Source organism: Streptomyces sp. YIM 98790, assembly GCF_011421595.1.
Classification (GTDB): domain Bacteria; phylum Actinomycetota; class Actinomycetes; order Streptomycetales; family Streptomycetaceae; genus Streptomyces.
Genome location: NZ_WTLH01000034.1, coordinates 14,022 through 38,922 on the forward strand (window position 1 = coordinate 14,022; position 24,901 = coordinate 38,922).

The window sequence follows — 24,901 nt, forward strand, 5'->3', positions numbered from 1 at the left end:
CGGGGGAGTGGTCACCAGGTGTGGGGAGCTGATGCGGTGTGGCGCCTGACCATGCCCAGGAATTCACGTCCGCCATGGCGGTTCGCGTGCTGCGCAACGCCTGCCGGACGGCCGGTCTGAGCAGCGATGACGCAGAACTGATCCGCTTCGGCGAGAACGCCCTGTTCCGCCTGGCCCGGCACCCGGTCATCGTCCGCATCGCACGGTCCGCCGACTATCTGCCCTCGGTGCGGCGTGAGGTCCAGGTCTCCGGATGGCTGGCCCGGGAGAGCTTTCCCGCCTCCCGCGTCCTGGAGGACATCGAACAGCCTCTTCTCGTCGAGAATCGCCCGGTGACCTTCTGGCATCTCATCCGGGAGGCGGACCGCAAGCCGACGTACGCGGAGCTGGGCAGCGTCCTCCGGGATCTGCACGCCTTGGCGGTGCCGGCGGGCCTGGAGCTGCCGCCCGTCCAGCCCTTCGCCCGGACCGATCTGCGTGTCGAACGGATCACCGGAATACCGGAGGACGACCGGGAGTTCCTGCGCAAGCGTGGCCGGGAGTTGCGGGACCGGCTGGCGGAACTGTGGTTCGACTCACGGCGCGGCCCCGTCCACGGTGACGCGCACGTGCAGAACCTCATGGTGAATCACACCGGTCAACCGGTCCTGATCGACTTCGAGGGCTTCTGCTTCGATCACCCGGAGTGGGATCTGATGGTCACCGCGACCGAGCACCACAGCATGGGGTGGCAGACCCCGGAGCAGTACGCCGACTTCGTGCGCGCCTACGGGCGGGATCTGGCCGACTGGCCCGGCTTCCCGGTCCTGCGGGGCATCCAGGAGTTCCAGATGACCACGTGGCTCATGCAGAACGTCGCAGAGAGTCCGGAGGTGGCGCAGGAGTACGCCCGGCGTATCGCCTCCCTGCGGGACGACGATGCGCCGCGCGACTGGCACCCGGCCTGACCGGCAGGACTACTCGTCGTCCAGCTCGGCGAGAGCGACGCGCACCCGGTCGCCGAACTCCCGGACGGCGGGGTTGGCGGTGTGCGGGGAGACCTCCCGTTGGAAGTCGGTCACGTAGCGCTGGAAGCGTGTCGATTGCAACGCCTCGCCCGCCTCCAGTGCCAGCGTCGCCGTGTGCACGGCCGCGTCCAGGTCGCCGTTGAGCAACTGGCTTTGGGCCAGCACCATGCGGCAGAACCCGAGCGTCCGCGCGTACTTGGGATCGGTCAGCTCCACTGCCCGCTGGGCGAACTCGACAGCCTTCCGGCCTTCCCCGAGATCCCGGAAGCAGTGGCAGAACTCGCCGACGATCTCCGCTTCGTCCACATAGGCCAGCCAGTCCGGATCGTCTCCGGTGTCTGCCTGGTCGAAGTACCGTTCGGCCTCGTACATGGCCCGGCCGGCTCCCGACGCATCGCGAACGGTGGACAGCGCGCGAGCCTCGTGAGCGGAGAACAGCGCCATGGCCCTGGGCGTGGCCCGGCCCTTGCCGCCCTCCACGGCGGCCCTGGCCAGCCGAACCGCCCTGGGGGCCTGGCCCAGATAGTTGGCCTGGTGGCTCATGTTGGCCAGGATGCGGGAACCCATCATCCGGTCGTCCACCACCTGTGTCAGCCGCAGCGTCGCCAGCAGATAGCGGTTGGCCAGGGTATGGCTGCCGGTGTCGTAGGCAGTCCAGGCGAGGAGCTGCGCTATCTCCGCTGCCGCGCCGAACAGTGCCGTGCCCACCCGTTCGCTGTAGTCGGCCCGCAGCAGTGGGAGCACGTCCTCGCGGAAGTAGTGCCGCAGCGGCCGGTGACCGTGACCGCCTCCGAACTTGAAGTCCAGATACATGAACATCTCGGCCGCCGTACGTACCGCGGCGACATCCCGCATGCCCACGCGGCGAGTGCTGCCGTTGCCTGCGGGTAGCCCGTCCGGCCGCGACACCAGCCATGACAGCACCGCCGAGTTGACCTCGCCCTCGGCCAGAAGTAAGCGGCTCTGCGCGTCGTCCTCCGGCTGGAGCTGGGTCAGCCCGTCGAAGATGCCGAGAGCCTCATTCAGCGTGCCCGCGTAACCGGCCCCCGTCACCGCTGGTCCGGGCAGGATGCCGGGGAAGCCGAGATCGGCCGGCTGCACCCGGCGCCCCAGCTTCTCGCTCAACGCCTCGGCGAGGAAACCGGCGGTCTGGGGCTGAATCCCGCTGCCATCAAGCCAACGCTGCACCGACACATGCGTCGTGCCGACATGCGCGCCGCGTCGCCTGGCGACATCGCATACCCGCTTGGCCAGCCCCTTGTTCGACACTCCGGCCTCGGCCATGAGCCGGGCCAGCCGGGTATTCGGCTCCCTGGTCATGCTCCCCCCTGCGTCCAGTGGGATGACGCTAGGTGCTCATCCTGCCACGGAAGGCGCACCGCGTAAGGGGGTTCACTCACGAACCCCCACCCGCTTCCGCCGTGAACCCCCCTGTGCACATGGACCCCCTGGTGAACACTCCCGCCCGCGTGTTCCGGGCGGTGGACTGTTCTCCACAACGGCGGGGACGGGCCTCGCCGATGGCGAGGAGGACCCCATGGAGCCGAGAGAGGATCAGGGACCACCGTCCGCGCATCTCGCACTGCTGGAGCCGGCCACCCTCGCGGCTGCCGAACGCTACCGCTCCATACTGCTGTTCGCCGACTCCGACGACACCTGCTTCGTCGCCCGCCGCATGGCACGGGAGACGGCCGCCGACTGGGGCCTTGCCCACCTGGCAGGTGACATGGCGCTGTGCGTCTCCGAACTCGTCGGCAACGCCGTGCTGCACGCCACCCCGGACGGACGCTCCACATCCGCCCCCGGCGACCGGCTTATCACCGTGGCCTTCCGCGCGTGGCCCAAGTGGCTGTTCATCGAGGTGTCCGACGAAGACAGCACCCCGCCCATGCTCCCGGTCGGCGAACTCATCCACCCCGGCACACCGGCCACCGAACCGGACGACCTGCTGCCCGACAGCGGACGTGGTCTCTTCCTCGTCCAGACCTTCGCCAACTCCGTGTGGTGGGCACCGCGCGACGACGGCGGCAAAAGCGTCTTCTGCCGCTTCGACCTCAAGCCGGACACCCACCGATGACCGGCACCACGAACACCGGAGCAGCTACAGGCAGCCGCGCCCTGGGGTCGCGTGGATGGCTGCTCCGGCCCACGGCCGGCACCCGACTCGGGACCGGTCGACGGGTGGCCTCCCGCCCTCCGATCTCCCCTGGCCGGGAGGCCACCCGGAACCCTCCCCCCACAGAACAGCGAGCCGCACCCATGACCACGAGAACCGTCATGCGCTACGTGAACTGGACACTCACGGCCGACACCGATGCCGAACCGCCCAGCCACACCGCCGAATGCACCACCTGCGCGGAGACCTCCCCACCGTCCCCATCAAGGGACGCACCGGAACTGTGGTGCCTGCGCCACGCCGGCCGCACCCGGCACCCCACCTACCGCTACACCATCACCGGCCACCTCCGGGCCACCCCGGCCGAGTAGCGGACCACCGAAGACTCCCCGGCCTCGCGCACCGGCCGGGGACGGCGGAAGGCCCTCCGCCGTGACTGCGGGCCGGCTCCCCGCAACGTGGCTCTTGCCGGGAGTCGGCCCGCACCAACAACCGCATACGCAAGACCGGACCACCCCTCCGCCTGGCAGCTTCCGGGGTGATCCGGCAGGGATCGCTCACGACCCCGGTACCGATGGTACCGGGGCAGCGGTCGTGACGATCAACACCGCGCTCCCGGCCCTGACTGCAAGTCACTACGCCACAGGGAGAGTTGGGCGATGCGCGACCCGAACACCGACGAACCGGACCAGGGCCAGTTGTTCGACCCCGACGCTGCCCTCTGGACACCGGGCATCGACTACGTGGCCGGCTGGCGCGACGCTCATCAGGCAGCGGCCGAACTTCGCCGGGCCCTGGCCGCTCTCGGGGACACCGCAACCCTCATCTACCGAGCCGATACCACCCCCACCGGCGGTGGCCTTCTGCACCTGAGCCTTCCGGCCGCATTGGTCTGCAAGCTTGCTCGGGCCGTGAACGGCGACCTATGTGCTCCTGGTGACTGAGCGGGGAGGCTTGATCGTGCGGAAGCGGCAGCGGACCAGTTGAGCACACACGGTGACTTGAGCGACGGCGGACTGGCATACTCGCACCTCCAATGGGCGGTAGGAAGGGGTAGGCTCAGTGGTCGCCGCAGAGGTCATTCCATGGATTCTCCTCGTTGCTGCGTTGCTAGTCGGAATCAGGCGTTGGAAGGCGAAAAAGGCTCTGCCTCTGCGGATGGTGTATCAAGTCATAGACCCTCATGGGCGCCTCGTGGAACAGTTCGACCCCTTCGGGGCGCCTGGGGAAGGACGTGTGCAGGCCAGGGGCGATGGGGCCGCACTGACCCTCACACGTGCACACATGGGCGGTCCAGGGGTCGCCTGGTTTGAACCCGGATCGCCTCTGATATTCGAGCTGGATTCCGGAGCAATTCACATTCTCCCCCGACGATATATAACCAAGGTGAAACCTTATTTCGATGAACAGAGCGCCATATCTGGTGAAGTAACCTCTTTCGTTATCGAGTTCAAGCCTCCTGCAACGCTTACGCTCGTCTGTGTACACGTCAGAAAGGGCGACGCTGACAAGTGGCTTGAGCTCGGTCCCCATGCCGAGTGAGGTCGGTGGAGCGGGTTTGGGCGGTGTCCTGCCCGGGGTGGGGTCGGGCATGTCCAGGGGGCCGTACGCTGCTTCCGCGAGATCGGGCGGGGCGGAGCCCTGCCCGGTGTGTCCGGCCGATTGGCCCCCTGGGCTTGCCCGACGCGGGTCCCGGTCCGGGCAGGTGCGTAAAGCCGTGGAGCCGACCGGCAGTGACCACCGATGTCTTTGACCCTGGGGCGCGGCTTCTCTGGTGTGGCCGGCGGCGCCGGGGCGGGACCGGCCGTCAGGCCGCATGCCCGTCCCCGGGCGCCGGGCCGGCGGCGCGCCGCAAGGCGCGCCCTTGAGGAAGTGAAGAAGAGTTTCGACAGCTCGGCCGGTCAGCTCTGGGCGGCGGTGTCGGCGGTGATGCGGTAGGTGGCGCGGGTGGTGTCGCCGCTGGTGTGGAGGTCTTCGAGGATGAGTGGGCCGGTGTTGCCGTGGGTGATGCGGGTGGTGTGGAGCAGCGGTGTGGCGTCGGGCAGGCGCAGGGTGGTGCGCTCGTCGGGGCGGGGCATGCGGGCGCTGGTGGTCTCGGTCCAGGTGAGGGAGTGCCCGGCTTCGGCCAGCAGGGAGTAGATGCGGTCCGGGTCGGTGTCGGGGTGGTCGGCCAGTTCGGTGCCTTCGGCGGTGGCGAACGGGATCAGGGTGCGGTGGGCGATGCGGGCGCCTGCCGGGGTGGCATAGAGGCGGTCCACACCGAAGAGCGCTTCCCCTTCGTCCAGTTCGAGGAATGGGGCGGTGTGGGTGTCGGTGTGGGTGCGGTAGATGTGCGGGGTCTCGGCGAGAGCAAGAGCGCTGAGGTCGGTGGTGTAGGTGCCGTCCGGGTTGCGGGTGATGGCGCGGGTGAGGGTGGCCGTGGCGGTGGGCTGGGTGCGGACGTAGCTGCCTTTGCCGTGGATGACCTCGATGAGTCCTTCGGCGCGTAGGGCGGCGATGGCGTTGCGGACGGTGGGGCGGGAGACCTGGTAGCGCTCGATGAGCTGGGTCTCGGAGGGCAGGGGGGTGCCCGGGGGAAACTCGCCGCTGGTGATGGCGTGGCGCAGGGCGGCGGCGACCTGCTTGTAGAGCGCTGAGGGGCGCTGGATTTCTGCCATGGGCGGGCTCCCGCTGTGATGTGGGCACGGCTGTTGTCACTCGTCAGCATAAGTTGTTGCTTCTCCGGTTCCAAGGGGTGCATACTCGTCACTCGTCATGACGAGTGACGTCCTGTTGTGTGGGGCGTCCGTGAGTGGTTGGAGGTCCACCGACATGCAGTCCATCCCTGTGGACACCTCGCGTCTGGGCGTGCTGCGGTGCGCCGTGGCGCCGGAAGTGAAGATCAGCAACTACGAGACGGGAGAGGTGAAGAAGGACCGGGAGGGCAACCCGGTGTGGACCGTGGGTGTGCTGGTGCGCCAGGACGGCCGGCGGGCCTCGGTGATCGAGGTGGCCGTGACCGGCGAACCCAAGGGCATTGAAGAGGGCACGGCGCTGGCGATCACCGGGCTGGAGGCGTTCGCCTGGTCCATGGGTGAGCGGCACGGGATCAGCTTCCGCGCCGCCGCCCTCACCCCGCTCCCCGCGACCAGTGGAGCCAAGGGCGGTGAACGGTGATGGAAGCCGTTCTGCTGGCCTTCGCCTTAGCGCTGCTGGCATGGATGACGCTGGTTGGCCGGGAGCTGCGGGCTCGGCGGCCTGAGTGGCACTGGTATCTGACCGGCTACCCGGTGATGGCCGCGCGGGTGGTGTTCACCTGGCGGAAGGTCGCGCAGCTCAATGACCTGTCGGTGTCCTACCGGCCTGCCCGGCGGGTGCTGGGTGATGTGGCGGTCAAGGGCGAGCCGTTGCGGGCCACCGCGCCGCGTATCGGCTTCCCCGCACCGCGTCGGGACGGGCTTGAGCTGCGGGTGCGGCTGCATCCGGGGCAGACTCCGGCGCCGTTCCTCGCGGCGGCCGATGCGCTGGCCCATGCCTGGCGGGCACACGCGGTGCGCATCGTCTCCCCTGAGCGGGGAGAGGTCGTGATCACTGCGACGGCACGTGATCCGCTGGGGGAGCTGCGTCCGACCGGCGGTGTGGAAGAGGAGCTGTTGCGGGCGGAGGTCGGTGCGCTGGAGACCGGCCGGGCATGGGTGATCGATTTCCGGGCCGTTCCGCACTGGCTGATCGTGGGGGCTACCCGGTCGGGCAAGTCCACCCTGCTGGCCCGCCTGGTGGACCGGCTGGCTCCGCAGCCGCTCGCGCTGGTGGCGGTGGACTGCAAGGGCGGCATGGAGCTGGGCCTGTTCACCGAACGCCTCTCCGCCCTTGCCACTTCCCGGACCGAAGCGGTGCGGCTGCTGGGCGCACTGGTGACGGAACTTCGGGACCGGATGGAGGTCTGCCGCGCGGCCGGTGCCCGCTCCATCTGGGAACTGCCCGAGAAGCTGCGGCCGGTCCCGGTGGTGGTCCTGGTGGACGAACTGGCGGAGCTGTATCTGACCGGCGGCAGCCGGGAGGAGAAGGCGGAAGCCGAACAGTGCTCCACCTACCTGCTGCGCCTGGCCCAGCTCGGCGCCGCCCTGGGAATCCATCTGGTGGTGGCCGGGCAAAGGGTCGGCTCCGACCTGGGGCCGGGGGTCACCGCGCTGCGCGCCCAGCTCGGCGGCCGGATCTGCCACCGCGTCAACGACCCCGCAACGGCCGAAATGGTCCTGGGGGATCTGAACAAGGATGCGGTGGCGGTGGCTCAGGCGATCCACCTGCGGGAACAGGGCGTCGCGGTCACCACAGCGGACGGGGCCGGCTGGGTGCGGGCGCGCTCGTACCTGACCACCCCGGCCCAAGCCAAGGAAGCCTCCCTGCGCTACGCCTCCCGCAAGCCCTGGCTGCCCTTCCTCCGCCCCGACACAGACGGGCAAGGGGGTGAGGAGTGATGGAGGCGGTCATGCCGCTGGTGGTGGTCCTGGGCATCATCACCGTCCTGCTGGTCCGCTCCCGCGACGTCCGCGCCTGGGAAGCCGTCCTGATCGGCCTGTTCGGGTTCTACCTGGCCATGACCCCGATGGGCTGGGCCGTCGTCGCCACCGTCAACTGGCTCCTCGGCGGCCTCGGCTGACCGGGCACAGAAAGAGGCAACCTGCCGTGACCATGCGCCGGGTGCGCTGCACCCACTGCAAGGGAGAAGGCTCCCGCCGGACCCGGACCGGCCGCCGCCGCTGCCGGGTCTGCCGGGGCACCGGCTCCATCCGCTGACACACCACACCAACAACCACCCCGACCAACCCGACCACGAGAGGTGATCGCCATGACCACGCGCCACAACCCCACCACCCCGGCCGCCTCGGCGGCCCACCCCGGAAGGGACCCACCCCATCACCCCCAAGCACACCCCGGCCCACAGGCGCGCCGCACTCGGCCAGGCGGCGCGCCTGCGCCACCTCACCGACACCGAACGCGACATCATCCGCCTCGCAACCGATCCCCGCTTCACCCGCTGGCTGGAACAAGTCACCGCAACCGGCGCCTGCGCCCACCCCATCCACCTGGCAGGCTCCACCACCGTCCACGACACCACCACCGGCGAAATACTCCACCACTACGACACCACCGGCGAGCCCGGGGAACGACTCCTCATCCGCTGCCGCAACCGCCGCGCATCCGTCTGCCCCACCTGCTCACGCCTCCACGCCGGAGACACCTACCACCTCATCCGCGCCGGACTGACCGGCGGCAAAACTGTCCCCGACAGCGTCCGCGACCACCCCCGGCTGTTCCTCACCCTCACCGCCCCCAGCTACGGCCCGGTTCACCGGAGCACAGATGGGCGGCAGCCCTGCCGACCGCGACGCGGCAGCACACGATGCGAACACGGCCGGCCGCTGGCCTGCCGGGAGCAGCACCCGCCGCAGGAACCGCGCGTCGGGCAACCGCTGTGCCCGGACTGCTACGACTACCCCGGACACGTCCTCTGGCACGCACACACCGGACGCCTGTGGAAAGCCTTCACCGACAACCTCTACCACCACCTTGCCGCCCGCAGCGGGCGCACCCGCAGCAGCCTTCGGCGGACGGTGCGCATCTCCTACGCCAAGATCGCCGAATACCAGAAACGGGCGGCCATCCACCTTCACACCGTGCTCCGGCTGGATGGTGGGGAAGGGCCGGGCAGCCGGCCGCCGCACTGGGCCGACGCGGACACCTTGGCCTTGGCAGTCCGCAGCTCGGCGGCGGCCGTGCGGCTGACCACCCCCTACACCCCCGCGCTGGGTGAGCGGGAACTGCGCTGGGGCACGCAGCTCGACACCCGGCCGCTACGCGCCTTCGGAGAGCGCGACGCCCTGACCGATGACGCGGTCGCCGCCTACGTCGCCAAATACGTCACCAAGGGAACAGACGAAACCGGGGCAGGACTCGACCACCGCATCAGGCGGCCGGAGGACATCACGGCAGCGCCGGTCTCGGCACACGTCCGGGCACTCATGGGGACGTGCTGGCGCCTCGGCGGCCTGCCGGAACTGGGCGCGCTGAACCTGCGCGCCTGGGCACACACCCTCGGGTTCCGGGGGCACGTCCTGACCAAGTCCCGGGCCTACTCCACCACTTACGCCGCACTGCGGGAGGAGCGGGCGGAGCATGGGCGCGGCGGGGAGACCTTCGGTGATGACGCGCTGACCGATGCGCAGTGGCGCTATGTCGGCTCCGGGTACAACGCCGGAGAGACGGAGCTGGCCCGTGGGATCTCTCATGACCTGACCCGGTTGCGGGAAGTCCTGCGAGAGCAGCGGGGGCGGGCCGATGGGTGAGCGAGTCGCCGGGTGGTTCCGGGCCGGTCGCCGGATAGGGAACCGTCCCGATGGGTTGACCTCCTGGCGTGTGACGACCCCGGATGCCGCAGCGGCGGCAACGGTGGCCGAACTACTGGGCGGCCGACCGGTGCTCAACCGGGAGGGAGAGGAAGAGGGCTTCGAGGTGGTCACGCAGGAGGCGGCCGTCGCGGTTCAGCTCTGCGGGCGGGGAAGCGTCCGGACGGAGCTGATGCAGTGGACGGCCAAAGGGCTGGTCCACCACTGCGACGCCACCGAGTATCTGTCGCCCGATGGGGAACGGGGCAGGCCCTGTGGCTGCCCGCGGCTGCCAGACGAGCGGCGACGGCGGGCACGGGAGGGAAGAGGGCCGCTGCCGGTCACGCGCGTGCTGTTCCGGCTGGGCGGTGCCCTGAGTGCGGGGGTGTTCGGGTTCCGGTCGGGGTCGTGGGAGTTCGCGGGTGCTGCGGCGGCGATCAGGGTGGAGCTGCCGGAAGGTGGACCGGTGAACGGCCGGCTGGTGCTCCGGCCGCAGGAGTGGCGGGGCGCGGAGGGAGGTGCTGTGCTCTTTCATCGGCCGTTGTTGGAGGTCCGGCAGAGTGACGGCGAGTGGTCCGTTTCCGCGCACGGCCGCTGCCGGGCCGGGGCAGGGGACCCGGCGGTGTGAGGTGTGGGCAGGGCCGTGCGCGGAGACGTGGACGGTCGGCTACTCGTCGGCGTTGGGGGAGTCGGCTTCGGGGCGGGTGGCCCAGTGGATGAGGATGCGGTCGCGGGTGTTGGCGTGGCGGCCTCGGCCGCTGGCCTTGGCAATGCGCACGGAATCGATGAAGAGGGCGAGGAAGGTGCGTTGCTGGGCAAGGTCCCAGGAACGCCACGGGGAGCCTTCGCCCAAGGGGTCACCCTCCGGGTTCGTCCACTCGGCCGGGATGGTGACGGTGGTCTCGGCGGCGGCTTCCAGCTCGGTGAGGCGGGCGGCGGTGCGGGCCTCGTGCTGGGTGAGGCGTTCGACGGATTCGCGGAACATGGTGGTGCCGGTGGAACCGGCGTAGAGACCGTCCTGGCGGTCGGCGTAGAGCACGCGGAGCGATTCGCGGACGTGTTCCAGCTCGGCACGGACGGCGGCAAGATCCGCTTCCCGCTGTGAGGTGTCCTCCTGGTGGGCGAAGCGGCGGGAGGCTTCGGCCAGCCATTCCCGGTCGTCGGGATCGTCCGGGTCCAGGGAGATGAGGCGGGTCCAGACGCGGCGGGTGACTTCGTCGTCTGCCTCGGCGCGGTTGATGACCAGACCACCGTGGCCGGGGACCATGCCGGCGGCGCGGTTGCAGCGGTAGTAGCGGGTGTTCGCGCGGCGGTCGGAGACCATGACCGATCCGCAGACGTCGCAGAACAGCAGGCCGTGGCCGGCGAGAAGTGAGGCGACGCGCCGCTCGCCGGTCCGGACGACGGTGCGGGAGCGGCCGTCCAGGACGTCTTGCAGTCGCCACCACTCGTCGGCGGGGACGATCGGCTCGTGCGCCTCGACGGGGCGGCCTTCGTCGTCGCGCAGGATGGCCCGCTTTCCGGCGGTGCCGTTGAGGACGTCGCCGTTGTCGTCCTTGGTGGCGGGGGAGCGGCCTTCCCAGACGGCGGCGTAACCGGCGAGCCGGGGGTCACGGAGGATGCGGAGCACCGTGGAGGAGACCCAGGCGGGGCGCTCCATGGCCTGGGAGGTGCCACGGGCGCGGCGGGCGGCGATCCGGGCGGCTCCGCGTTCGCCCAGTGCCGCGGCCTTGGTGGGGGTACCGGACTCGTTGAGGTGCTTGGAGATCTGGGAGGCGGAACGGCCCTCCATGGCCAGTCGCACCATGTCGCGGACGACGGGGGCTTCGATCGGGTCGGGGACGAGACGGACGACGGTGAGTTTGCCGCGCGTTTCGCGGACGGGCCGGAAGCCGTAGGGGGCGATGCCGGAGACGTGGCTTCCGGCGCGGCGCAGGGTGTCCTTGGTGGCGGTGATGTAGTCCGACTTCAGGTCGGATTCCTGCTGGGCGAGTCCGGCGATGATGGCCAGGATGCCGACGCCCACGGGGGTGGAGGTGTCCAGGTAGGGCTCTTCGACGGAGACGAGCCGGACGCCGTGGCGCTCCAGTTCGTCAATGATCTTCATCGCTTCGAGTGCGCCCCGGCGGGTGAGACGGGAGAGGGAGAAGACCACCACCGCGTCCACGTGTCCGGCGCGGACGGTGCTCATCATCTCCTCGAAGCCGGGGCGGACGGTGTTGGGGTCCCAGCCGGACTTGCCGACGTCTTCGAAGTGACCGGAGTCCTCCCAGCCCTTGGAGGCGATGAGCGAGGAGCAGCGTTCGTGCTGCGCCATGGGCGACGCCTGGGAGTCGTCTTCGCGTCGCTTGCTCTGGCGGATGTAGGAGACTGCTCGCACGCGGTCCAGGTTAGGGGCCGTCCCCGGCTTCCTTCGCTTGAGAGGTGTCATGTGGCTAGCGTTGTAAAAATCAATGTGCTGACGGTGAGTGCGGAGCAGCGGGAGGTGCTGGAGCAGCGGTTCGGTGCCCGGGCCGGGCTGGTCGAGAGCGCGGACGGGTTCGAGTGGTTCGAGCTGCTGCGGCCACAACAGGTGTTCCGATGTACCACTAGTCAAGCCGCGGGTAAACCCGTTCGAGGGTACGGCCGGGAGCGTGATCACGCGGGCGGTCGGAGGGACTTTTGGGCGGGAGCTGCCATGGGGGGAGAGATCGGGCGCCCGTACGCTGGCTCCGCGAATCGGGCTGGCTTGTGGCCTGCCCGGTATGTAGCCCGATGGGGCGCCCGGTCTTCGAGGCTCCCCCCATGGTGGCTGCCTAAAAGTCCCGGAGACCGACCGCCCCGACACACGATGTGTGTGGAATTCAGTCCTCGATACCGGATGCCTGGCGGAGAACGGCCAATTGCGGATTCGCCCGTTTATGCGTGGAGTCAATGACGCGCAGAACCTCTTGCCACATGGGGTTGAGTCGTGCCAACTGAGGTGCTGTATTCCATGCGCGGTAAAGGCTGTCGAGTGAGGCGGAGACATCACCCACGTCCAACTGGGCTCTTGCTGCCGCGATGTAGGTGTGGGCGATTCGCAGTGGCGGCAGGCCGCTGGTGGCCGTCTCCAGGTCATCCGTCAGGCCCAGGGCCTTTTTGGGGCGGCCCAGGTCTGTCAGCGTGGCCAAGTTGTGGACGAACGTGTTGCGTGGGCCGAATGTCAGCCCGTGTACCTTGAAGTCGTTGGTGAACGGCTGTGAGGCATGGCGGGCGGATTGAATGTGGCGATTGGCTTCGCGTCGGGCCTCCTTGTCGTCGGGCAGTCTGCCTGCGAGAGTCATCCCGCGCAGGTTGAGCAGCCCGACGGCGATGTCTCGTTCTTCGCCGCTCAGTGCGCGTTCAGCCCTGCTGATGGCACGTTCAACGACCATCAGACCGCCTTCGCAGTCCCCGAAGTTCAGATAGGTACCTGCCCTGTCCCTGGCGGCCACGGCCTCGCTCAAGGGGTTGTGCTTCTGTCCGGCCGCCCAGCGCTGACGAGATACCGCCAACTCTGCCAGGTCCATCCAGCGGTGGCGTGCGGCCATCCAGTAGACCGACCCGTACACGTCTGCCAGGGCAGCCCAGCTTTCCTCAGAGTTCTCGGCGTGGGCCAGAGATGTGGCCTTTTTGAGGAGCAGTGGAAGCATGGGCATCAGCTTTGTGATCTTTGCTGTGTCGCGGAGCTGATCAACCCGTTCCAGCTCCGCATGAATCTCTCCGAGTGTTGGCGGCTTCACTCGTGGCAGATCGAAATCACGAATCGCCTTGCGGAGATCGGCAATTACTGCTTCCTCGTCGTGAGCGATCGGTGCCCGTCCCTGGACTTCAGCCATGGTTACTCCCATGGCACGTCCGAGTGAGGCGGCTGCCGAGGGCGTGAGGGTACGATCCCCCACCTCGATCTTGCTGAGGAGGGACACTGAGATATTTGCTTTACGAGCCAATTGGAGCTGCGACAGACCACGGTCCTTGCGCAGCTTCTTGACGTTGGCTCCGGGAGTTAGTTGCGTCTCCATAGGCGTGCTTCTCTCGGTGCTGTGGCTCTGCTCACCATGCTCTCATCCTTTCAGGCACGCCGCACGGTGCCTGTCACCTCACGCATTGTGCAACTTCTGTGCAAGTCACCTCGCCGCACCGTCATTTAACTGTCTGTAAGCAGACGAGAACCCCCGCAGCCGTGGTAGCGGCCCGGGGGCGTGGCCAGTCGCTGGAAGGAGCGCTGACGCATGAAGAGTAACGCCCGGAGGTCGGGGCCGAGGAGCGTAAGGCCGGGTTCCGGCCTGGTGGAACAGCCGGAACGCCTGAGCTGTGACCGAGGCGAGTTGGTGCCGCCGCCCGGCGCTGCGGTTCCGGTGGTGGATGCGGCGACGATGGTGTTGCCGCGTGTGTGGCCGGAGCGTGGGGGCTGGGCTCGGGTACGGCCGTACGTGCGCCGGATTCCGGGTCTGGTGCGGCCCCGGCGTCGGGTGCTGGTGGTCGCGCGGGGGTGGCGCTGATGCCTCCCGTGTGGATGAAGCCCGGTGCGGTGGTGCGTGACGGGCGGGTGCGGCAGCTCGGACAGGTCGTTGAGGTGCTGGGTACGGCTGTTGTGCTGCGGCCGGTCAAGGGACGGGGTCGGCATTGGCGGACGGACGTGCGGTGCTGCCATCGGGTGAGCGACCGTGAGTCCCTGCCGGTGCTGGCGCGGCTGGCGTCGCGGGTGTGGGGGAGGCGGCAGGCGTGAACAGCGAAGAACTCCCGGGACTGGAGCGGGGGCAACTGGTTCGGGACACGGCGCGTGATCAGGTCGGTGAGGTGATGGACTTCGTTGGCGGGCGGGTGCAGTTGCGTCCGCTGGCGGGCGGCCGTGAGTGGGATGCGGACCGGGAGCGCGTCACGGTCCTTGATGCCCGCGAATCGCTGCGTGTGCGGGTTGCGGTGGAGAACCGGCGCTCGCGTTGGGGGGTGCCGAGGTGAGCCGGGCCGTGATCAAGACAGCGGAGTGGACGCTGTCTCTGGATGAGTCCCCGGATGTGCCCCGGATCGTGTACAGGGCGGCGTGCCTGGAGTGCGGGATGGTGTCGCTGCCGGGGTCGGATGAGTCGCTGTCGGTGGAGGTGTGGGCGATCAAGCACACTGGGCTGAATCCCTCGCATCGCCGGTTCACATTGCGCACGGCTCAGCCGTGGGTGGTGGAACCGGCGCCGGGCAACCCGTACTACGACGCGGAGATGGACGAACGGCACGACCGGGCGCGGAATGAGGCGGGGTAATGCCTGACTGACCAAGACTCCTCGGGGCGGGCCTGCGTTCTCCCTTGCCCCGGGGTCGGCCGGGATTGCCCGGCCGGGTGCGGCTCGGTTCCCATCGGTGGCTCGTGGGGACCGGGCCGCTTTGCTGTGGCGGGAGCGCGACGGTTGGGCTGGTGGTGGTTTCGGTGGTGGGCCGGGGGCTGCCGCCGGCCGGAGGGGCGCCGGGCGGTGGGCCTTGCGGATGGTCTCCGGGTGGTGGGCTGCCCGGCGTCCTGGAGGCCGTCGGCCGGTGAGCACTCGGGGTTGGCGGTGGCGGGATGTCGGGCTGTTCGTGCGGGTCGTGTGTGCGCCGGTCCGGTGCGGGGAGCGGCGGGGGCGCCCGGACGGGACCGGCCGGAGGCCGCATGCCCGGCCGGGGCGCCGGGAGGCGCGGGCGCGCCGGGCGGCGCGCCCTCTTGAGTGAGTAGAGAAGAGTTTCGACGGCTTCGCCGGGAGCGGCCAACGGTGGGCAGTGCAGGGCGGTTTGGGCGCTTGGGGCTGGGGGTATTGTCACTGCCCGGTGTCACACTGTGAGGACACAGGTTTCCGTGCGGATTCTGCGTGGTCCGCTGCTGACGGTTCGTCGGCCTGAGTGTCGGAGGTGGTTTCCATGGCCAGCCGTGACCCCCCTGTCCGTTGGCTGTTGTGGGAGGTGCGCCACGGTGCGCGCTCGGTGTTCTTCTTGGGATTGGACTCTTGCAGGCTCGGAGGCGCGGGCTGATACCCGGCGTGTGTCCGAGACGGTTGATGATGTGGTGCGTCTGGCGGGTGACCAGGCGTTTCCCCGGTGGCTTGATCTTGTGCGGGCCACGGGTGGGTGTGCGCATCCGGTGGCGCTGAACGGCTGGCGCACGGATGCTGATGCGGGCACCGGTGAGGTGCTGTCGCACTATGACACCGCGAGTGAGCCCGGTGAGCGGCTGCTGGTGCGGTGCGGGAACCGGCGGCGGGCGGTGTGTGAGCCGTGTTCGTGGCTGCACGCGGGCGATACCTGGCAATTGGTCCGTGCCGGGCTGCTCGGCGGCAAGGGCGTGCCGGATCAGGTGCGCTCAGCGCCCCGGCTGTTCGTGACGCTGACGGCTCCGTCCTTCGGGGCGGTGCATCGCTCGGGGCAGCCTCGCCCCGGCGGCCGGCATAGGGCTGACCTGGGCAGATGTCGGCATGGCCGTCTGCTCGTCTGTCCGGGGGATCACGGCGGGGATGATCCGCTGATCGGTCAGCCGGTGTGCGGCGAGTGCTACGACTACGCGGGGCATGTGCTGTGGAACGCCTCGGTGGGCCGGTTGTGGAAGGCGTTCACGGACAACCTGTGGGCGCGCCTGGCGGCGGCGCTGGGCATGTCGCGCTCCGCTCTGCGGCAGGCCGCGCGGGTCTCGTATGCGAAGGTGGCGGAGTACCAGCGGCGGGGCGCGGTGCACCTGCATGCGGTGGTCCGGCTCGATGGTGCGGGCGGTCCGGGCTCGGCTGCTCCGGCCGGGGCGGACGCCGCACTGCTGGCCGACTGTGTGCGCGGGGCGGCTGCGGCGGTGGCGCTGTCCGGGCCGGAGTGTGCGGCGCTGGGTGAGCGCATCCTGCGCTGGGGCGATCAGATCGACGTGCGTGAGATCGGCGACGGCTGCGGGGATGACGCGGACGCGGTGGCCTCCTACGTGGCGAAGTATGTGACCAAGTCCGGCGGCGGGACCACGGCGGCGGGCGGGTGGGCGGGCCTGGCGCGGCCGGTGACCGGCCCGGAAATGATCAAGGCTTTGCCGGTGTCGGCACACGTGCGGGCGCTGCTGGGAACCTGCTGGCGACTGGGGGCGCTGCCTGAGCTGGCGGGCCTGAGGCTGCGGGCCTGGGCTCACCAGCTCGGCTTCCGGGGGCATGTACTGACCAAATCCCGGGTGTTCTCCACCACCTACCGGGCGTTGCGCTCGGAGCGGGCGGCGCATGTGCAGGGACGGCGGCCGTGGGGCTCGGCCGTGATCACGGTCCAGCACTGGCGCTACGCGGGGTCGGGGCACTCCCCGGGGGCGGCGCTGCTGGCGGCCGGGATCGCCGCTGATCTTGCGCGGAATCGTGAGGTCGTCCGGGAGGAATTCGGGCGGGGGCCTCATGGCTGAGCCGGATGAGGAGCTGCGGAGATGGGCGCGGGTGCAAGCGCGGAAGGCTCCCCGCTGGTCTGAGCGCAAGTGGCGGCGGGTGAATTCGATACTCGGTATCCGGGTCAGTGACCGCCGCCCCGAACGGGCGGCTTAGGCGTCGTCCTCTCCCGACCGGAAAAGCGGCGTGAGGCGGGTGTGAACGGGCTTCCGCCGCCCGATGGCGGGGGAAACCAGTACAGCGGTTAGTGTCTGCTCCACATATGCCCGCTGCTCCGCCAAAGTGAGGTCATCCCATTCGGCGCGGAGATCCACGGGCTTGCCTTGCGCGGAGTACTGCTGCTTGATCCAGCGGTTACGGTCGCGTTCCAGCCTGCGTTCCTTTGCCGTGTACTCCTGCAACAGGGAGAAATAGCGGTCCTTGGTCAGGATGCGTAGCTGCCTGGCCTCCTTGGCGTCGGCGATGTCCTCCCTGACGCGCTTGAGCTCTTCTTCACCTTCCCAAGTCTTGGGGGCGGCGGTGGCCTCCCTGGCGGCTGCTTCGGCCTCGTACTTGGCGATGACCAGTTCCGTGATCGCCTTGTCCGCCTCCGGACCGGGGATCTTGGTGCCCCCGCCGCATCCGCCTGCCCCCTTGTCGGGGCAGGTGTAGTAGAAGAAGCCTTCCGGCTTGTTCTCCTTGCGTCCGGCCTTGGCCGCGCGCAGGGGCATCCCGCACTCGTTCTTGTCGCATCGCAGAGTGCCGGTGAGGAGATAGCGGCGCGTGTTGTGCCCGGTGCCCGGCTGCATGTGATCCCCGATGACCTCAAGCAGGGCCTGCCACTTCTCGGGGCTGACAAGGCGGTCCCACTGGCCGATCACGGAATTTCCTTCGTCGTCGTAGACGACTTCCCAGCGCTCGTTCTCGCTTCCCGTAGTGGGGTTCGGAATGCGGACCTTTCGTGAGCGGTAGCCGCACAGGCGCGGGTTGCGCAACAGTGTCTTGAGCTTTGTAGTGTTCCACGAATTGCCGCGCGGGGTGGTGATCCCCTTCTCATTCCACTGCTGCGTCACCGCTCGTACAGGAGCACCACCCAAGATCCGGTCGATTCCCTCCCGGAGATACTTGGATTCCTGCGGATGAAGGGTGCGCTTGTCGGCATTCCAGCCGAACGGCCGGGCGCCCCCAGTGGGGATGCCCTCGCGCTCCAAGGCGCGGTGGTGTCGGCGCACGCGGCGGGAGGTGTCGGCGGACTGCTTGTTACTCATGGCGACAACGACTCTCGCTGTGGCTCGGCCATTCTCGGTCAGCAGGTCAAGGCTACCGTTGATGTCGATGATGGGGCGCCGGAAGCGCTCCACGACATCGATGGCGTCCTCAAGGTGGCGGTTGTCCCGCGTGAGCCGGTCGATGTCGTAGACGATCAGCCCGTCTAGCCGCTCCCCGTTCGGGGCCTGCCCACTTTTCAGGTCCTCAAGGGCTCCTTCGAACACCGGCCGCACCACACGGTAGACCACGCGGCCGTCAGGCAGACGCACACGCTTCTTGCGCCAGGCGGAGGTGTCCGGCTCCGCATAGACGTAGACGCACCTGCCGCCGCGCTTGGTGATGAACCGGCGGCCGTCGCGTTCCTGTTCCTTGGTGCTCTTGATGTCCCGGCCGGTCATCGGTCCACGCTGGTCCGCCGGGCGTCCGTCGTCGTCCTCATCCGTGGAGAGGCGGACCAGTACGGCCCAATGGGTCCCCTCCAAGTTGCCCCAATGTGCCCTGAGAACAAGGTCTTCGTCCATGTTCTAATGGTACATTGAAACACCCTTTGCCCGGTGGAGGGCACGGACCGGTATCTGGTGTACACCCGGTGGCGCAGTGAGGAGGACTTCCAGGCGTGGATGGCAGGGCCGATGCGCCAGGCGCACACCGGCGGGCCGGGCGGTGAGCAGCGGCGCCCGGCGGCGTCCGGGTCGGAGGTCTGGAGCTTCGAGGTGGTGCAGCAGGCCGGGCCGAAGGCGGCCGGCTAGCTGTTCTGCCGGGGGCACCACCACGGCCCGCGGTCGCCGGGGGGCCGGCGGGGCCGTCGGTCCGTGGTGGTGCGGGGGGTTCAGGCGAGCTGGCGGGCCGCGGTGGCGTGGTCGTAGTAGATGGTCTCGTCGACCAGGACGTCGCCGTCGAAGTGGAAGAAGACCGCGACCGGGACCTCCATGCGCTTGCCGCGGCTGGGGATGCCCCGCCACTCGGCGGCCTGGGTGCCGGCGACGGCGCCCTCCAGGATCACGGCGTCAGCCGTGTGGTGCACCACGGCGACCCGGTGCTCCATGTCGGGGAACGCCTCGCGCATCCCGTCCAGGTAGCCGCGTATCTGGTCGGGTCTGACCAGGGGCTGCTCCTCGAACGGCAGGATGCGGTAGACGACGCCACGGGGGAAGGCGGCGAGTATGCCGTCGACGTCGCCGGTGGCCTGGGCCATGGCGTGGCCGAGGACGGTGCGTTCGCGGGCGGCCCGCAGCGCGGCGCCCGGCAGTGGCCGGTCGGTGCCGGGCAGGGTCAGCTCGGCGGCCTCGGCTGCGGTGGTCGGGGCGGTCTGGGTGGTCATGCGGCCTCCTCCGGGCGGGGCGGCCGGGAGGGTGGTCTCGCCGGCCGTGTCGGCGAAGGCTACGGGCGTGCGGTCGAGGGCGGCTGGGGCGCCCGGGAACGCCGCGGGCCCCGGCCGGGGGAATCCGGCCGGGGCCCGCGCGGGGTACGCCGCCAGGGACTCGAACCCCGGACCCGCTGATTAAGAGTCAGCTGCTCTAACCAACTGAGCTAGCGGCGCCTGATGCGCTCCGCCGTGCCCGGGAAGCATCTCGGGTCACCGCGGTGGCGACGGGGAAATACTACCCGCTGTGCGGCGGTGGTGCCGACCGGGGGAGCCCGGGTCACAGGAGCAGCGGCAGGAGGGCGGGGGCGACCTTCCGGTTGAGGGTCTCGGCGGCCTCGCGGAGCCGGTGCGCCTCGCCGACCGGGAGGGAGAGGGCCAGGCAGCCGACCCAGGCTCCGGCGGTGAGCGGGACCGCGGCGCACAGCGTGCCGACCGCGTACTCCTGGAGGTCCAGCACCGGCATGGTGGCCGGGTGGCGGTCCAGGGCGGTCATCAGCACCCGTTCGTCGGTGATGGTCCGGGCGGTCAGCCGGGCGGTGCGGTGCCGGGCGAGGTGGTCCCGGCGCCCGTCGTGGTCGAGCTGGCTGAGCAGGCACTTGCCGATCGCGGTGGCGTGCGCGGCGGTGCGGAAGTCGACCCACTGGTGCACGGCCGGGGTCTCCGGGGCGGCGGAGATGTGCGGGATGGACAGCTCGCCGTCCTCGTAGCGGCCGAGGTAGACGGCGGCGCCGATCTCGGCGCGGAGTTCGTCCAGGGCCCGGCGGAGGCGGAGCTCGCGGACGGCGGGCCGGGACGCGGCGGTGCCCAGCAGGAGCAGGGAGTCGCCGGCGGACCAGGAGCCGTCGTCCCGGCGGCGCAGGTAGTTCTCGCCGGCCAGCATGGCCAGCAGCGGGGCGAGCCGGCCCGGCGGCATGCCGGTGTGCCGGGCCAGCTCGCCCTCGGGGATGCCGTCCGGCCGCTCCACCACGGCCTCCAGCAGCCGCAGCGCGTACTGCACCGGGTAGAAGGGGGTGGTCACCCCGGGACTGAGCGACACGACGTCCTCCTCGGACCATGCTCCACCGGTACTCGCCGCTACTCGCCGTCAGCAGATGACTCGTACAGCGTAGCGGGGCGGGGCTGCCGTGGGAGGGCGCGGGACAAGACGGCATATGCTGTGCGGTTCGTCCGCCTGTCCCGATCCCCGGTGCGGCTCCGGACCTGTGCGGTTCTAGAGCACGGCGTTGAGGAATTCGCGGGTGCGTTCGTGGTCGGGTTCGTTGAAGAGCTTCTCCGGGGTGGCGGCCTCCAGGATCTTGCCCCGGTCGAACATCATCACGCAGTCGGAGATGTCCCGGGCGAAGTTCATCTCGTGGGTCACCGTGAGCATGGTGATGTCGGTGTGGTGGGCGATGTCGGTGAGGACGTCGAGGACGCCGGCCACGAGTTCCGGGTCGAGGGCCGAGGTCACCTCGTCCAGCAGCAGGACCTTGGGCCGCATGGCCAGGGCGCGGGCGATGGCCACCCGCTGCTGCTGGCCGCCGGAGAGCTGGCTGGGGTACTTGGCGGTCATCTCGGTCAGGTCCACCATCTCCAGCAGTTCCCGGGCACGCTGCTCGGCCTCGTCCTTGGACAGGCCGAGCACCCGTAGCGGGGCCTCGGTGATGTTGCGCATCACCGTCATGTTGGGGAAGAGGTTGAACTGCTGGAAGACCATGCCGATCTTCTTGCGCACCTCGCGGACGTGCCGTTCGCCGGCCGGGACGAGCTTGCCGTTCCGTTCCTCGTGGGTGAGGTAGTCGCCGTCGACCCGGATGGTGCCCTCGTCGGCCTTGATGAGGGTCATCAGCAGCCGCAGGATGGTCGTCTTCCCGGAGCCGGAGGGCCCGATCAGGGTGACGTGCTTACCCGCGTAGACGGAGAAGCAGAGATCGTCCAGCACGACCTGCTGCCCGTATCTCTTGGTGACGTCCTGGAAGCGGATGAGCTCTGTCCCCGTCTCCCACGGGGCGGCGGCGTCCTTGGCGGTGTCGTCCTTGGTGGTGTCGTCCTTGGTGTTGTCCGTGTCCATGGTGGTCTCCGCGTTCTGGGGGTGTCCGGGGTCCTCGGGGTGGTGGTCAGTAGCTGGCAAGGCGGCGCTCCAGCAAGCGGACCAGCACGGAGGCCGGGTAGGCGATGGCGATGAAGGCGATGCCCACGAGGGTGAACGGTTCGATGTAGCTGAACGATTCGGTGCTGAAGGCCCGGGCGGTGCCCAGCATGTCGAGGACGCCGATGGTGGCGATCAGCGGTGTGTCCTTGAGCATGGCGATCACGTAGTTGCCCAGGGCCGGCACCACGCGGCGGATCGCCTGGGGCAGGATCACCAGGCGCCAGGTGTGCCCGGTGGAGAAGCTGAGCGCCCGCGCCGCCTCCCACTGCCCGACCGGCACGCCGTCGATGCCGGCCCGGTACACCTCCATGGTGTAGGTGGAGTAGTGCAGTCCCAGCCCGATCGAGCCGGCGACCAGCGGCGACAGGGTCGGGCCCCATTCGGGGAGCACGAAGAACAGGAAGAAGAGCTGGATCAGCAGCGGGGTGTTCCGGATGAACTCGGTGAACCCGCTCACCAGCCAGCCGACGGCCCGGGGGCCGCGCAGTGCCATGGCCCAGACCAGACCGAGGCTGAAGGCGATGAGGCTGCCCCACAGGAGCGCCTGCAGGGTGACGAGCAGCCCGTCCCACAGGTCGGGCAGGAAGTCTTGGGCAGCGTCCCAGTCCCAGTTCACTTGGCGGCACCTCCGGTGGCGGATGTGTCAGCGGGGGCGATCCGGGTGGCGACGGGCACCAGGTTGCGCCAGGTGCGACGGCGTCTTTCCACCGGGCGTCCGACCCCGGCCTTGGCCTGCCGCTCCAGGACCCGCATGCCGCGGGTGATGGCGAAGGCGAGGATGAAGTACATGACGAGCAGCAGGGTGTAGACGGGGGCGCTGTCCTGCATGGTGATGCGGATGACGTTCCCCGCGTAGGCGAGGTCCGCGACCGTGATCACCGAGACCAGCGCGGTTCCCTTGAGCAGTTCGATGGAGAGGTTGTTGAACGGCGGCAGCATTTCCGGCCAGGCCTGCGGGATCTCGATCCGGCGGAGCCGCTGGAACCGGGTGAAGCTCAGCGCGATCCCCGCCTCGCGCTGTGCCTGCGGTACCGCGGCGAGGGCGCCGCGCACGATTTCCGAGCCGTATGCGCCGTAGGTCAGTCCCAGGCCCAGGACGCCGGCCCACATCAGCATGAGCTGGTAGCCGAACATGAGCGGGAAGGCGAAGGCGAGCCAGAACAGCAGGACGAGCGCGGAGGTGCTGCGGAAGAGTTCGAAGTAGGTGCCGGCCAGGATCCGCACGATGCGGGAGCGGGCGGTGCGCGCGGTGCCGATGACAAAGGAGACGACCAGTGCCAGGGCGGCGCTGAAGACGGTGACCTGTACCGTGACCCACAGGCCGGGCAGGATCCAGCTGGTGAAGAGACCCCAGGTCATTCGGCACAGAGCTCCTCTGCTGTCAGGTCCGTCATGTCTTCCTCGGTGAATCCGAAGGGAGAGACGATGTCCAGCAGCTCGCCGCTGTCCTTGAGCTTGTGCAGTTCGACGTTGAAGGCGTCCCGGAGATTGGTCTCGGTCGGCCGGAAGGCGAAGCCGCCGGCGCCGATCTGCTCCTCGCCGTCCACCACGGGGGTGAACGGGGTGGTGGCCTCCACACCGGCGGCGTTCCGGGCCGCGGCCACGATCGTGGGCGCGGTCCCGAAGAAGGCGTCGATCCGCCCGTGCCGGACGGCGTTGAGGCCGGCGAGCTGGTCGGGGTAGGTGCCGATGTTGCCTTCCGGCACGCCGTTGCCCAGGGCGTAGTCGCGCTGGAACCAGCCGGGCCCGGTGGCCACCCGGGCGCCGGTCTCGGCGATGTCGGCGTAGCTCTCCAGCCCGAGCGGATTGCCTTCGGCGACGATGAAGGCGTCCTTCGCAACGTAGTCGGGGTCGGAGAAGATGACTTTCTGGCAGCGTTCCGGGTTGATCCACATGCCCGCCGCCACCACATCGAACTGCAGGGCGTTGAGGCCGGGGATCAGCGACCCGAATTCGGTGAGCACCGGCTGGAACCGGTCGATGCCCAGGCGGCCGAAGATGACCCTGGCGATCGCCGGGGCCTGGCCCGTGAGGTTTCCGTCCGTGTCGATATAGGAGTAGGGGATCTCGCTGGCGATCCCGAGCCGTACGGATCCCTGGGCGCGCAGCCGCTCCAGGAGGTCACCGCCGTCTTCCGCGGCCCGGGTGTCGATCCTGGCGCAGCCCGCGGCGCCCAGGACGAGGGGTGCCGACATTCCGGCGAGGACCGCACGCCGGCTTAGACCATGCCGTCTCCGAACTCTTTGTCCGTTTGATTCTGTTTTGTGGTTGGCCATGAGGGCCCTGCTACCCAATTACCTTCGTCTCATGCGATAGGCGCACCGGAGTATCCGCCGTTCGGCTCCGCGGGATAGGGGCCGGGGGAAGCCGGGCGGGCGGGGGATCGGATGCGGAGGAGAAGGCTCCGGCGGCGGCCGTCCGGGCAGGTGGGCGCCGGTCCCGCGGCGGTTCCCGCAATGTGCCTCCCCCGGCGCACGGGAAGCGGCGCAATTGTGCGGAGCTATTCGGGTAGGGGAGCAACGGGCGCCGCCTTTGCGTGCATTGTGGCAGGGGGAAATCGGGGGGCAGGAGTTTCGGGAATTCATGTCATATAAAAGTTTATGTGCAGATTCGGGGATTTCGTTATAGAGTGTCGTCTCCTGCCGGGTCCGTGATCGGGAAAGAAAGGAGGCGTCATGCCCGAATCGCACGGCGGTACGCGGCTGATCGAGGTCTCACTGGACAAGCGGGGCGTGCGGTGTGCCGCCAGGCTTCTGGACGACCGCGCCCCGCTCACCTGTGAGGCGGTGTGGAACGCCCTGCCGCTCAGCGGGGACGTGTACCACGCCAAATACGCCCGCAACGAGATCTACACGCTGCTGCCGCCCTTCGCCCCGGCGGAGCCTCCGCTGGAGAACCCCACGGTCACCCCGATCCCGGGCGACCTGTGCTACTTCACCTTCTCCGGCACCGCGCTGGCCACCAGCTCGCACGGCTACGAGCGGGCCGCGGAGGACCGGAGCGGGCCCACGGTGGTCGATCTGGCGCTGTTCTACGAGCGGAACAATCTGCTGCTCAACGCCGACGTCGGCTGGGTGCCCGGAATCGTCTGGGGCCAGGTGGTCGAGGGGCTGGAGGAGATGGCCGACGCCTGCCAGGACGTGTGGCGCAGCGGGGCGGTGGGGGAGACGCTCTCCTTCCGCCGCATGAGCTGAGCCGTCCGCCCGTGCCGTGCGCCCCGGGCCCGCGCCGCTCGGCACGGGCCCGGGGCACGGGCGGTCCGGGCACCGGGCGGGACATCGGCGCCGGGCCACGGCGCCGGGCCACG

25 protein-coding genes, 1 tRNA gene and 2 pseudogenes are annotated in these 24,901 nt (G+C 69.3%); 16 read left to right on the forward strand and 12 right to left on the reverse strand.

From position 1 onward, the window contains the following. The first annotated feature begins 74 nt into the window (after nucleotides 1-74). On the forward strand, nucleotides 75-947 hold the full coding sequence (locus GQS09_RS08770; protein WP_165985441.1) for a phosphotransferase enzyme family protein: 873 nt from the start codon (nucleotides 75-77) through the stop codon (nucleotides 945-947). 9 nt (nucleotides 948-956) lie between these two features. On the opposite strand, the gene GQS09_RS08775 is transcribed toward GQS09_RS08770, so the two are convergent. Beyond that, nucleotides 957-2,327, reverse strand: a complete 1,371-nt coding sequence (locus GQS09_RS08775) for a sporulation protein (protein ID WP_165985442.1) — start codon at nucleotides 2,325-2,327, stop codon at nucleotides 957-959. A 217-nt stretch (nucleotides 2,328-2,544) separates the two neighbouring features. Here GQS09_RS08775 and GQS09_RS08780 point away from each other — a divergent pair, with 217 nt between their 5' ends. The 4 genes from GQS09_RS08780 to GQS09_RS08795 all read left to right on the forward strand — a co-directional run bounded on the left by GQS09_RS08780 (nucleotide 2,545) and on the right by GQS09_RS08795 (nucleotide 4,665). Continuing rightward, nucleotides 2,545-3,084 carry an ATP-binding protein gene (locus GQS09_RS08780; protein WP_165985443.1) on the forward strand — a complete coding sequence of 180 codons (540 nt, stop codon included), beginning with the start codon at nucleotides 2,545-2,547 and terminating at the stop codon, nucleotides 3,082-3,084. Between the two features lie 182 nt (nucleotides 3,085-3,266). Continuing rightward, entirely contained in the window at nucleotides 3,267-3,494 is a 228-nt protein-coding gene (locus GQS09_RS08785; RefSeq protein WP_165985444.1) for a hypothetical protein, read from the forward strand. Between the two features lie 288 nt (nucleotides 3,495-3,782). Beyond that, nucleotides 3,783-4,067 (forward strand): hypothetical protein, encoded by a 285-nt coding sequence (locus tag GQS09_RS08790; RefSeq protein WP_165985445.1) that lies wholly within the window; start codon nucleotides 3,783-3,785, stop codon nucleotides 4,065-4,067. Between the two features lie 118 nt (nucleotides 4,068-4,185). Then, the gene (locus GQS09_RS08795; RefSeq protein WP_165985446.1) at nucleotides 4,186-4,665 is read left to right on the forward strand and encodes a hypothetical protein; all 480 of its coding nucleotides are present in this window, start codon (nucleotides 4,186-4,188) and stop codon (nucleotides 4,663-4,665) included. 359 nt (nucleotides 4,666-5,024) lie between these two features. Here the strand turns inward: GQS09_RS08795 and GQS09_RS08800 are convergent, their stop codons facing one another. Beyond that, entirely contained in the window at nucleotides 5,025-5,780 is a 756-nt protein-coding gene (locus GQS09_RS08800; protein ID WP_165985447.1) for a GntR family transcriptional regulator, read from the reverse strand. 154 nt (nucleotides 5,781-5,934) lie between these two features. Between GQS09_RS08800 and GQS09_RS08805 the strand changes: the two genes are divergently transcribed. The 5 genes from GQS09_RS08805 to GQS09_RS08825 all read left to right on the forward strand — a co-directional run bounded on the left by GQS09_RS08805 (nucleotide 5,935) and on the right by GQS09_RS08825 (nucleotide 10,116). Continuing rightward, nucleotides 5,935-6,279: a hypothetical protein gene (locus GQS09_RS08805; protein WP_165985448.1), complete on the forward strand. Its 345-nt coding sequence runs from the start codon at nucleotides 5,935-5,937 to the stop codon at nucleotides 6,277-6,279. Then, nucleotides 6,279-7,580 carry an FtsK/SpoIIIE domain-containing protein gene (locus GQS09_RS08810; RefSeq protein WP_165985449.1) on the forward strand — a complete coding sequence of 434 codons (1,302 nt, stop codon included), beginning with the start codon at nucleotides 6,279-6,281 and terminating at the stop codon, nucleotides 7,578-7,580. The genes GQS09_RS08805 and GQS09_RS08810 overlap by 1 nt, the downstream gene beginning before the upstream one ends. After that, nucleotides 7,580-7,762 carry a hypothetical protein gene (locus GQS09_RS08815; RefSeq protein WP_165985450.1) on the forward strand — a complete coding sequence of 61 codons (183 nt, stop codon included), beginning with the start codon at nucleotides 7,580-7,582 and terminating at the stop codon, nucleotides 7,760-7,762. The genes GQS09_RS08810 and GQS09_RS08815 overlap by 1 nt, the downstream gene beginning before the upstream one ends. A gap of 382 nt (nucleotides 7,763-8,144) precedes the next feature. Then, nucleotides 8,145-9,449 (forward strand): replication initiator, encoded by a 1,305-nt coding sequence (locus GQS09_RS08820; protein ID WP_313896060.1) that lies wholly within the window; start codon nucleotides 8,145-8,147, stop codon nucleotides 9,447-9,449. Continuing rightward, nucleotides 9,442-10,116 carry a hypothetical protein gene (locus tag GQS09_RS08825; protein WP_399552454.1) on the forward strand — a complete coding sequence of 225 codons (675 nt, stop codon included), beginning with the start codon at nucleotides 9,442-9,444 and terminating at the stop codon, nucleotides 10,114-10,116. Before GQS09_RS08820 ends, GQS09_RS08825 begins: the two co-directional genes overlap by 8 nt. A 39-nt stretch (nucleotides 10,117-10,155) precedes the next feature. On the opposite strand, the gene GQS09_RS08830 is transcribed toward GQS09_RS08825, so the two are convergent. Next, nucleotides 10,156-11,868 (reverse strand): recombinase family protein, encoded by a 1,713-nt coding sequence (locus GQS09_RS08830; RefSeq protein WP_165985452.1) that lies wholly within the window; start codon nucleotides 11,866-11,868, stop codon nucleotides 10,156-10,158. Nucleotides 11,869-11,919: 51 nt separating this feature from the next. Between GQS09_RS08830 and GQS09_RS29245 the strand changes: the two are divergent. Continuing rightward, nucleotides 11,920-12,054, forward strand: a pseudogene (locus GQS09_RS29245) (antibiotic biosynthesis monooxygenase family protein); the annotation flags it as partial. Nucleotides 12,055-12,331: 277 nt separating this feature from the next. Here the strand turns inward: GQS09_RS29245 and GQS09_RS08840 are convergent. Beyond that, nucleotides 12,332-13,510, reverse strand: a complete 1,179-nt coding sequence (locus tag GQS09_RS08840; RefSeq protein WP_093840545.1) for a helix-turn-helix domain-containing protein — start codon at nucleotides 13,508-13,510, stop codon at nucleotides 12,332-12,334. A 703-nt stretch (nucleotides 13,511-14,213) separates the two neighbouring features. Here GQS09_RS08840 and GQS09_RS08845 point away from each other — a divergent pair. From GQS09_RS08845 to GQS09_RS08855, 3 genes are all read left to right on the forward strand, one after another. After that, complete coding sequence (locus GQS09_RS08845; RefSeq protein ID WP_093840546.1) at nucleotides 14,214-14,450, forward strand: hypothetical protein; 237 nt, start codon at nucleotides 14,214-14,216, stop codon at nucleotides 14,448-14,450. An 8-nt stretch (nucleotides 14,451-14,458) separates the two neighbouring features. Beyond that, the gene (locus GQS09_RS08850; protein ID WP_139238397.1) at nucleotides 14,459-14,746 is read left to right on the forward strand and encodes a hypothetical protein; all 288 of its coding nucleotides are present in this window, start codon (nucleotides 14,459-14,461) and stop codon (nucleotides 14,744-14,746) included. Nucleotides 14,747-15,495: 749 nt separating this feature from the next. After that, nucleotides 15,496-16,869, forward strand: coding sequence for a replication initiator (locus tag GQS09_RS08855; RefSeq protein WP_093840548.1), 1,374 nt, complete (start codon nucleotides 15,496-15,498; stop codon nucleotides 16,867-16,869). Nucleotides 16,870-17,001: 132 nt separating this feature from the next. Here GQS09_RS08855 and GQS09_RS08860 read toward each other — a convergent pair whose 3' ends face one another. Next, entirely contained in the window at nucleotides 17,002-18,618 is a 1,617-nt protein-coding gene (locus tag GQS09_RS08860) for a recombinase family protein (protein ID WP_093840549.1), read from the reverse strand. Between the two features lie 24 nt (nucleotides 18,619-18,642). On the opposite strand from GQS09_RS08860, the pseudogene GQS09_RS08865 reads away from it, so the two are divergent. After that, a pseudogene (locus GQS09_RS08865) lies at nucleotides 18,643-18,846 on the forward strand (antibiotic biosynthesis monooxygenase family protein); the annotation flags it as partial. Between the two features lie 80 nt (nucleotides 18,847-18,926). On the opposite strand, the gene GQS09_RS08870 reads toward GQS09_RS08865, so the two are convergent. The 7 genes from GQS09_RS08870 to ehuB all read right to left on the reverse strand — a co-directional run bounded on the left by GQS09_RS08870 (nucleotide 18,927) and on the right by ehuB (nucleotide 23,789). After that, nucleotides 18,927-19,418 carry an ester cyclase gene (locus tag GQS09_RS08870; protein ID WP_165985454.1) on the reverse strand — a complete coding sequence of 164 codons (492 nt, stop codon included), beginning with the start codon at nucleotides 19,416-19,418 and terminating at the stop codon, nucleotides 18,927-18,929. Between the two features lie 145 nt (nucleotides 19,419-19,563). Then, a tRNA-Lys gene (locus tag GQS09_RS08875) sits at nucleotides 19,564-19,637 on the reverse strand. A 103-nt stretch (nucleotides 19,638-19,740) separates the two neighbouring features. After that, complete coding sequence (locus tag GQS09_RS08880) at nucleotides 19,741-20,499, reverse strand: IclR family transcriptional regulator C-terminal domain-containing protein (protein WP_165985455.1); 759 nt, start codon at nucleotides 20,497-20,499, stop codon at nucleotides 19,741-19,743. A gap of 174 nt (nucleotides 20,500-20,673) precedes the next feature. After that, nucleotides 20,674-21,513, reverse strand: a complete 840-nt coding sequence (gene ehuA, locus GQS09_RS08885; RefSeq protein WP_165985464.1) for an ectoine/hydroxyectoine ABC transporter ATP-binding protein EhuA — start codon at nucleotides 21,511-21,513, stop codon at nucleotides 20,674-20,676. Nucleotides 21,514-21,559: 46 nt separating this feature from the next. Continuing rightward, nucleotides 21,560-22,210: an ectoine/hydroxyectoine ABC transporter permease subunit EhuD gene (gene ehuD / locus GQS09_RS08890; protein WP_165985456.1), complete on the reverse strand. Its 651-nt coding sequence runs from the start codon at nucleotides 22,208-22,210 to the stop codon at nucleotides 21,560-21,562. After that, the gene (ehuC, locus tag GQS09_RS08895) at nucleotides 22,207-22,953 is read right to left on the reverse strand and encodes an ectoine/hydroxyectoine ABC transporter permease subunit EhuC (protein WP_165985457.1); all 747 of its coding nucleotides are present in this window, start codon (nucleotides 22,951-22,953) and stop codon (nucleotides 22,207-22,209) included. Before ehuC ends, ehuD begins: the two co-directional genes overlap by 4 nt. Then, nucleotides 22,950-23,789, reverse strand: a complete 840-nt coding sequence (gene ehuB / locus GQS09_RS08900; protein WP_165985458.1) for an ectoine/hydroxyectoine ABC transporter substrate-binding protein EhuB — start codon at nucleotides 23,787-23,789, stop codon at nucleotides 22,950-22,952. Before ehuB ends, ehuC begins: the two co-directional genes overlap by 4 nt. 480 nt (nucleotides 23,790-24,269) lie before the next feature. Between ehuB and GQS09_RS08905 the strand changes: the two genes are divergently transcribed. Beyond that, nucleotides 24,270-24,788: a DUF3830 family protein gene (locus GQS09_RS08905; protein WP_165985459.1), complete on the forward strand. Its 519-nt coding sequence runs from the start codon at nucleotides 24,270-24,272 to the stop codon at nucleotides 24,786-24,788. The last annotated feature ends 113 nt before the right edge of the window (nucleotides 24,789-24,901 follow it).

Coding starts and splice junctions, on each gene's coding strand:
- ehuA (WP_165985464.1), bottom strand. CDS start 21,513: ATGGACACGGACAACACCAAGGACGACACCACCAAGGACGACACCGCC.
- GQS09_RS08780 (WP_165985443.1), top strand. CDS start 2,545: ATGGAGCCGAGAGAGGATCAGGGACCACCGTCCGCGCATCTCGCACTG.
- ehuC (WP_165985457.1), bottom strand. CDS start 22,953: ATGACCTGGGGTCTCTTCACCAGCTGGATCCTGCCCGGCCTGTGGGTC.
- GQS09_RS08770 (WP_165985441.1), top strand. CDS start 75: ATGGCGGTTCGCGTGCTGCGCAACGCCTGCCGGACGGCCGGTCTGAGC.
- GQS09_RS08790 (WP_165985445.1), top strand. CDS start 3,783: ATGCGCGACCCGAACACCGACGAACCGGACCAGGGCCAGTTGTTCGAC.
- GQS09_RS08905 (WP_165985459.1), top strand. CDS start 24,270: ATGCCCGAATCGCACGGCGGTACGCGGCTGATCGAGGTCTCACTGGAC.
- GQS09_RS08870 (WP_165985454.1), bottom strand. CDS start 19,418: ATGACCACCCAGACCGCCCCGACCACCGCAGCCGAGGCCGCCGAGCTG.
- GQS09_RS08810 (WP_165985449.1), top strand. CDS start 6,279: ATGGAAGCCGTTCTGCTGGCCTTCGCCTTAGCGCTGCTGGCATGGATG.
- GQS09_RS08815 (WP_165985450.1), top strand. CDS start 7,580: ATGGAGGCGGTCATGCCGCTGGTGGTGGTCCTGGGCATCATCACCGTC.
- GQS09_RS08805 (WP_165985448.1), top strand. CDS start 5,935: ATGCAGTCCATCCCTGTGGACACCTCGCGTCTGGGCGTGCTGCGGTGC.
- GQS09_RS08800 (WP_165985447.1), bottom strand. CDS start 5,780: ATGGCAGAAATCCAGCGCCCCTCAGCGCTCTACAAGCAGGTCGCCGCC.
- GQS09_RS08775 (WP_165985442.1), bottom strand. CDS start 2,327: ATGACCAGGGAGCCGAATACCCGGCTGGCCCGGCTCATGGCCGAGGCC.
- GQS09_RS08785 (WP_165985444.1), top strand. CDS start 3,267: ATGACCACGAGAACCGTCATGCGCTACGTGAACTGGACACTCACGGCC.
- GQS09_RS08860 (WP_093840549.1), bottom strand. CDS start 18,618: ATGGACGAAGACCTTGTTCTCAGGGCACATTGGGGCAACTTGGAGGGG.
- GQS09_RS08825 (WP_399552454.1), top strand. CDS start 9,442: ATGGGTGAGCGAGTCGCCGGGTGGTTCCGGGCCGGTCGCCGGATAGGG.
- GQS09_RS08840 (WP_093840545.1), bottom strand. CDS start 13,510: ATGGAGACGCAACTAACTCCCGGAGCCAACGTCAAGAAGCTGCGCAAG.
- ehuB (WP_165985458.1), bottom strand. CDS start 23,789: ATGTCGGCACCCCTCGTCCTGGGCGCCGCGGGCTGCGCCAGGATCGAC.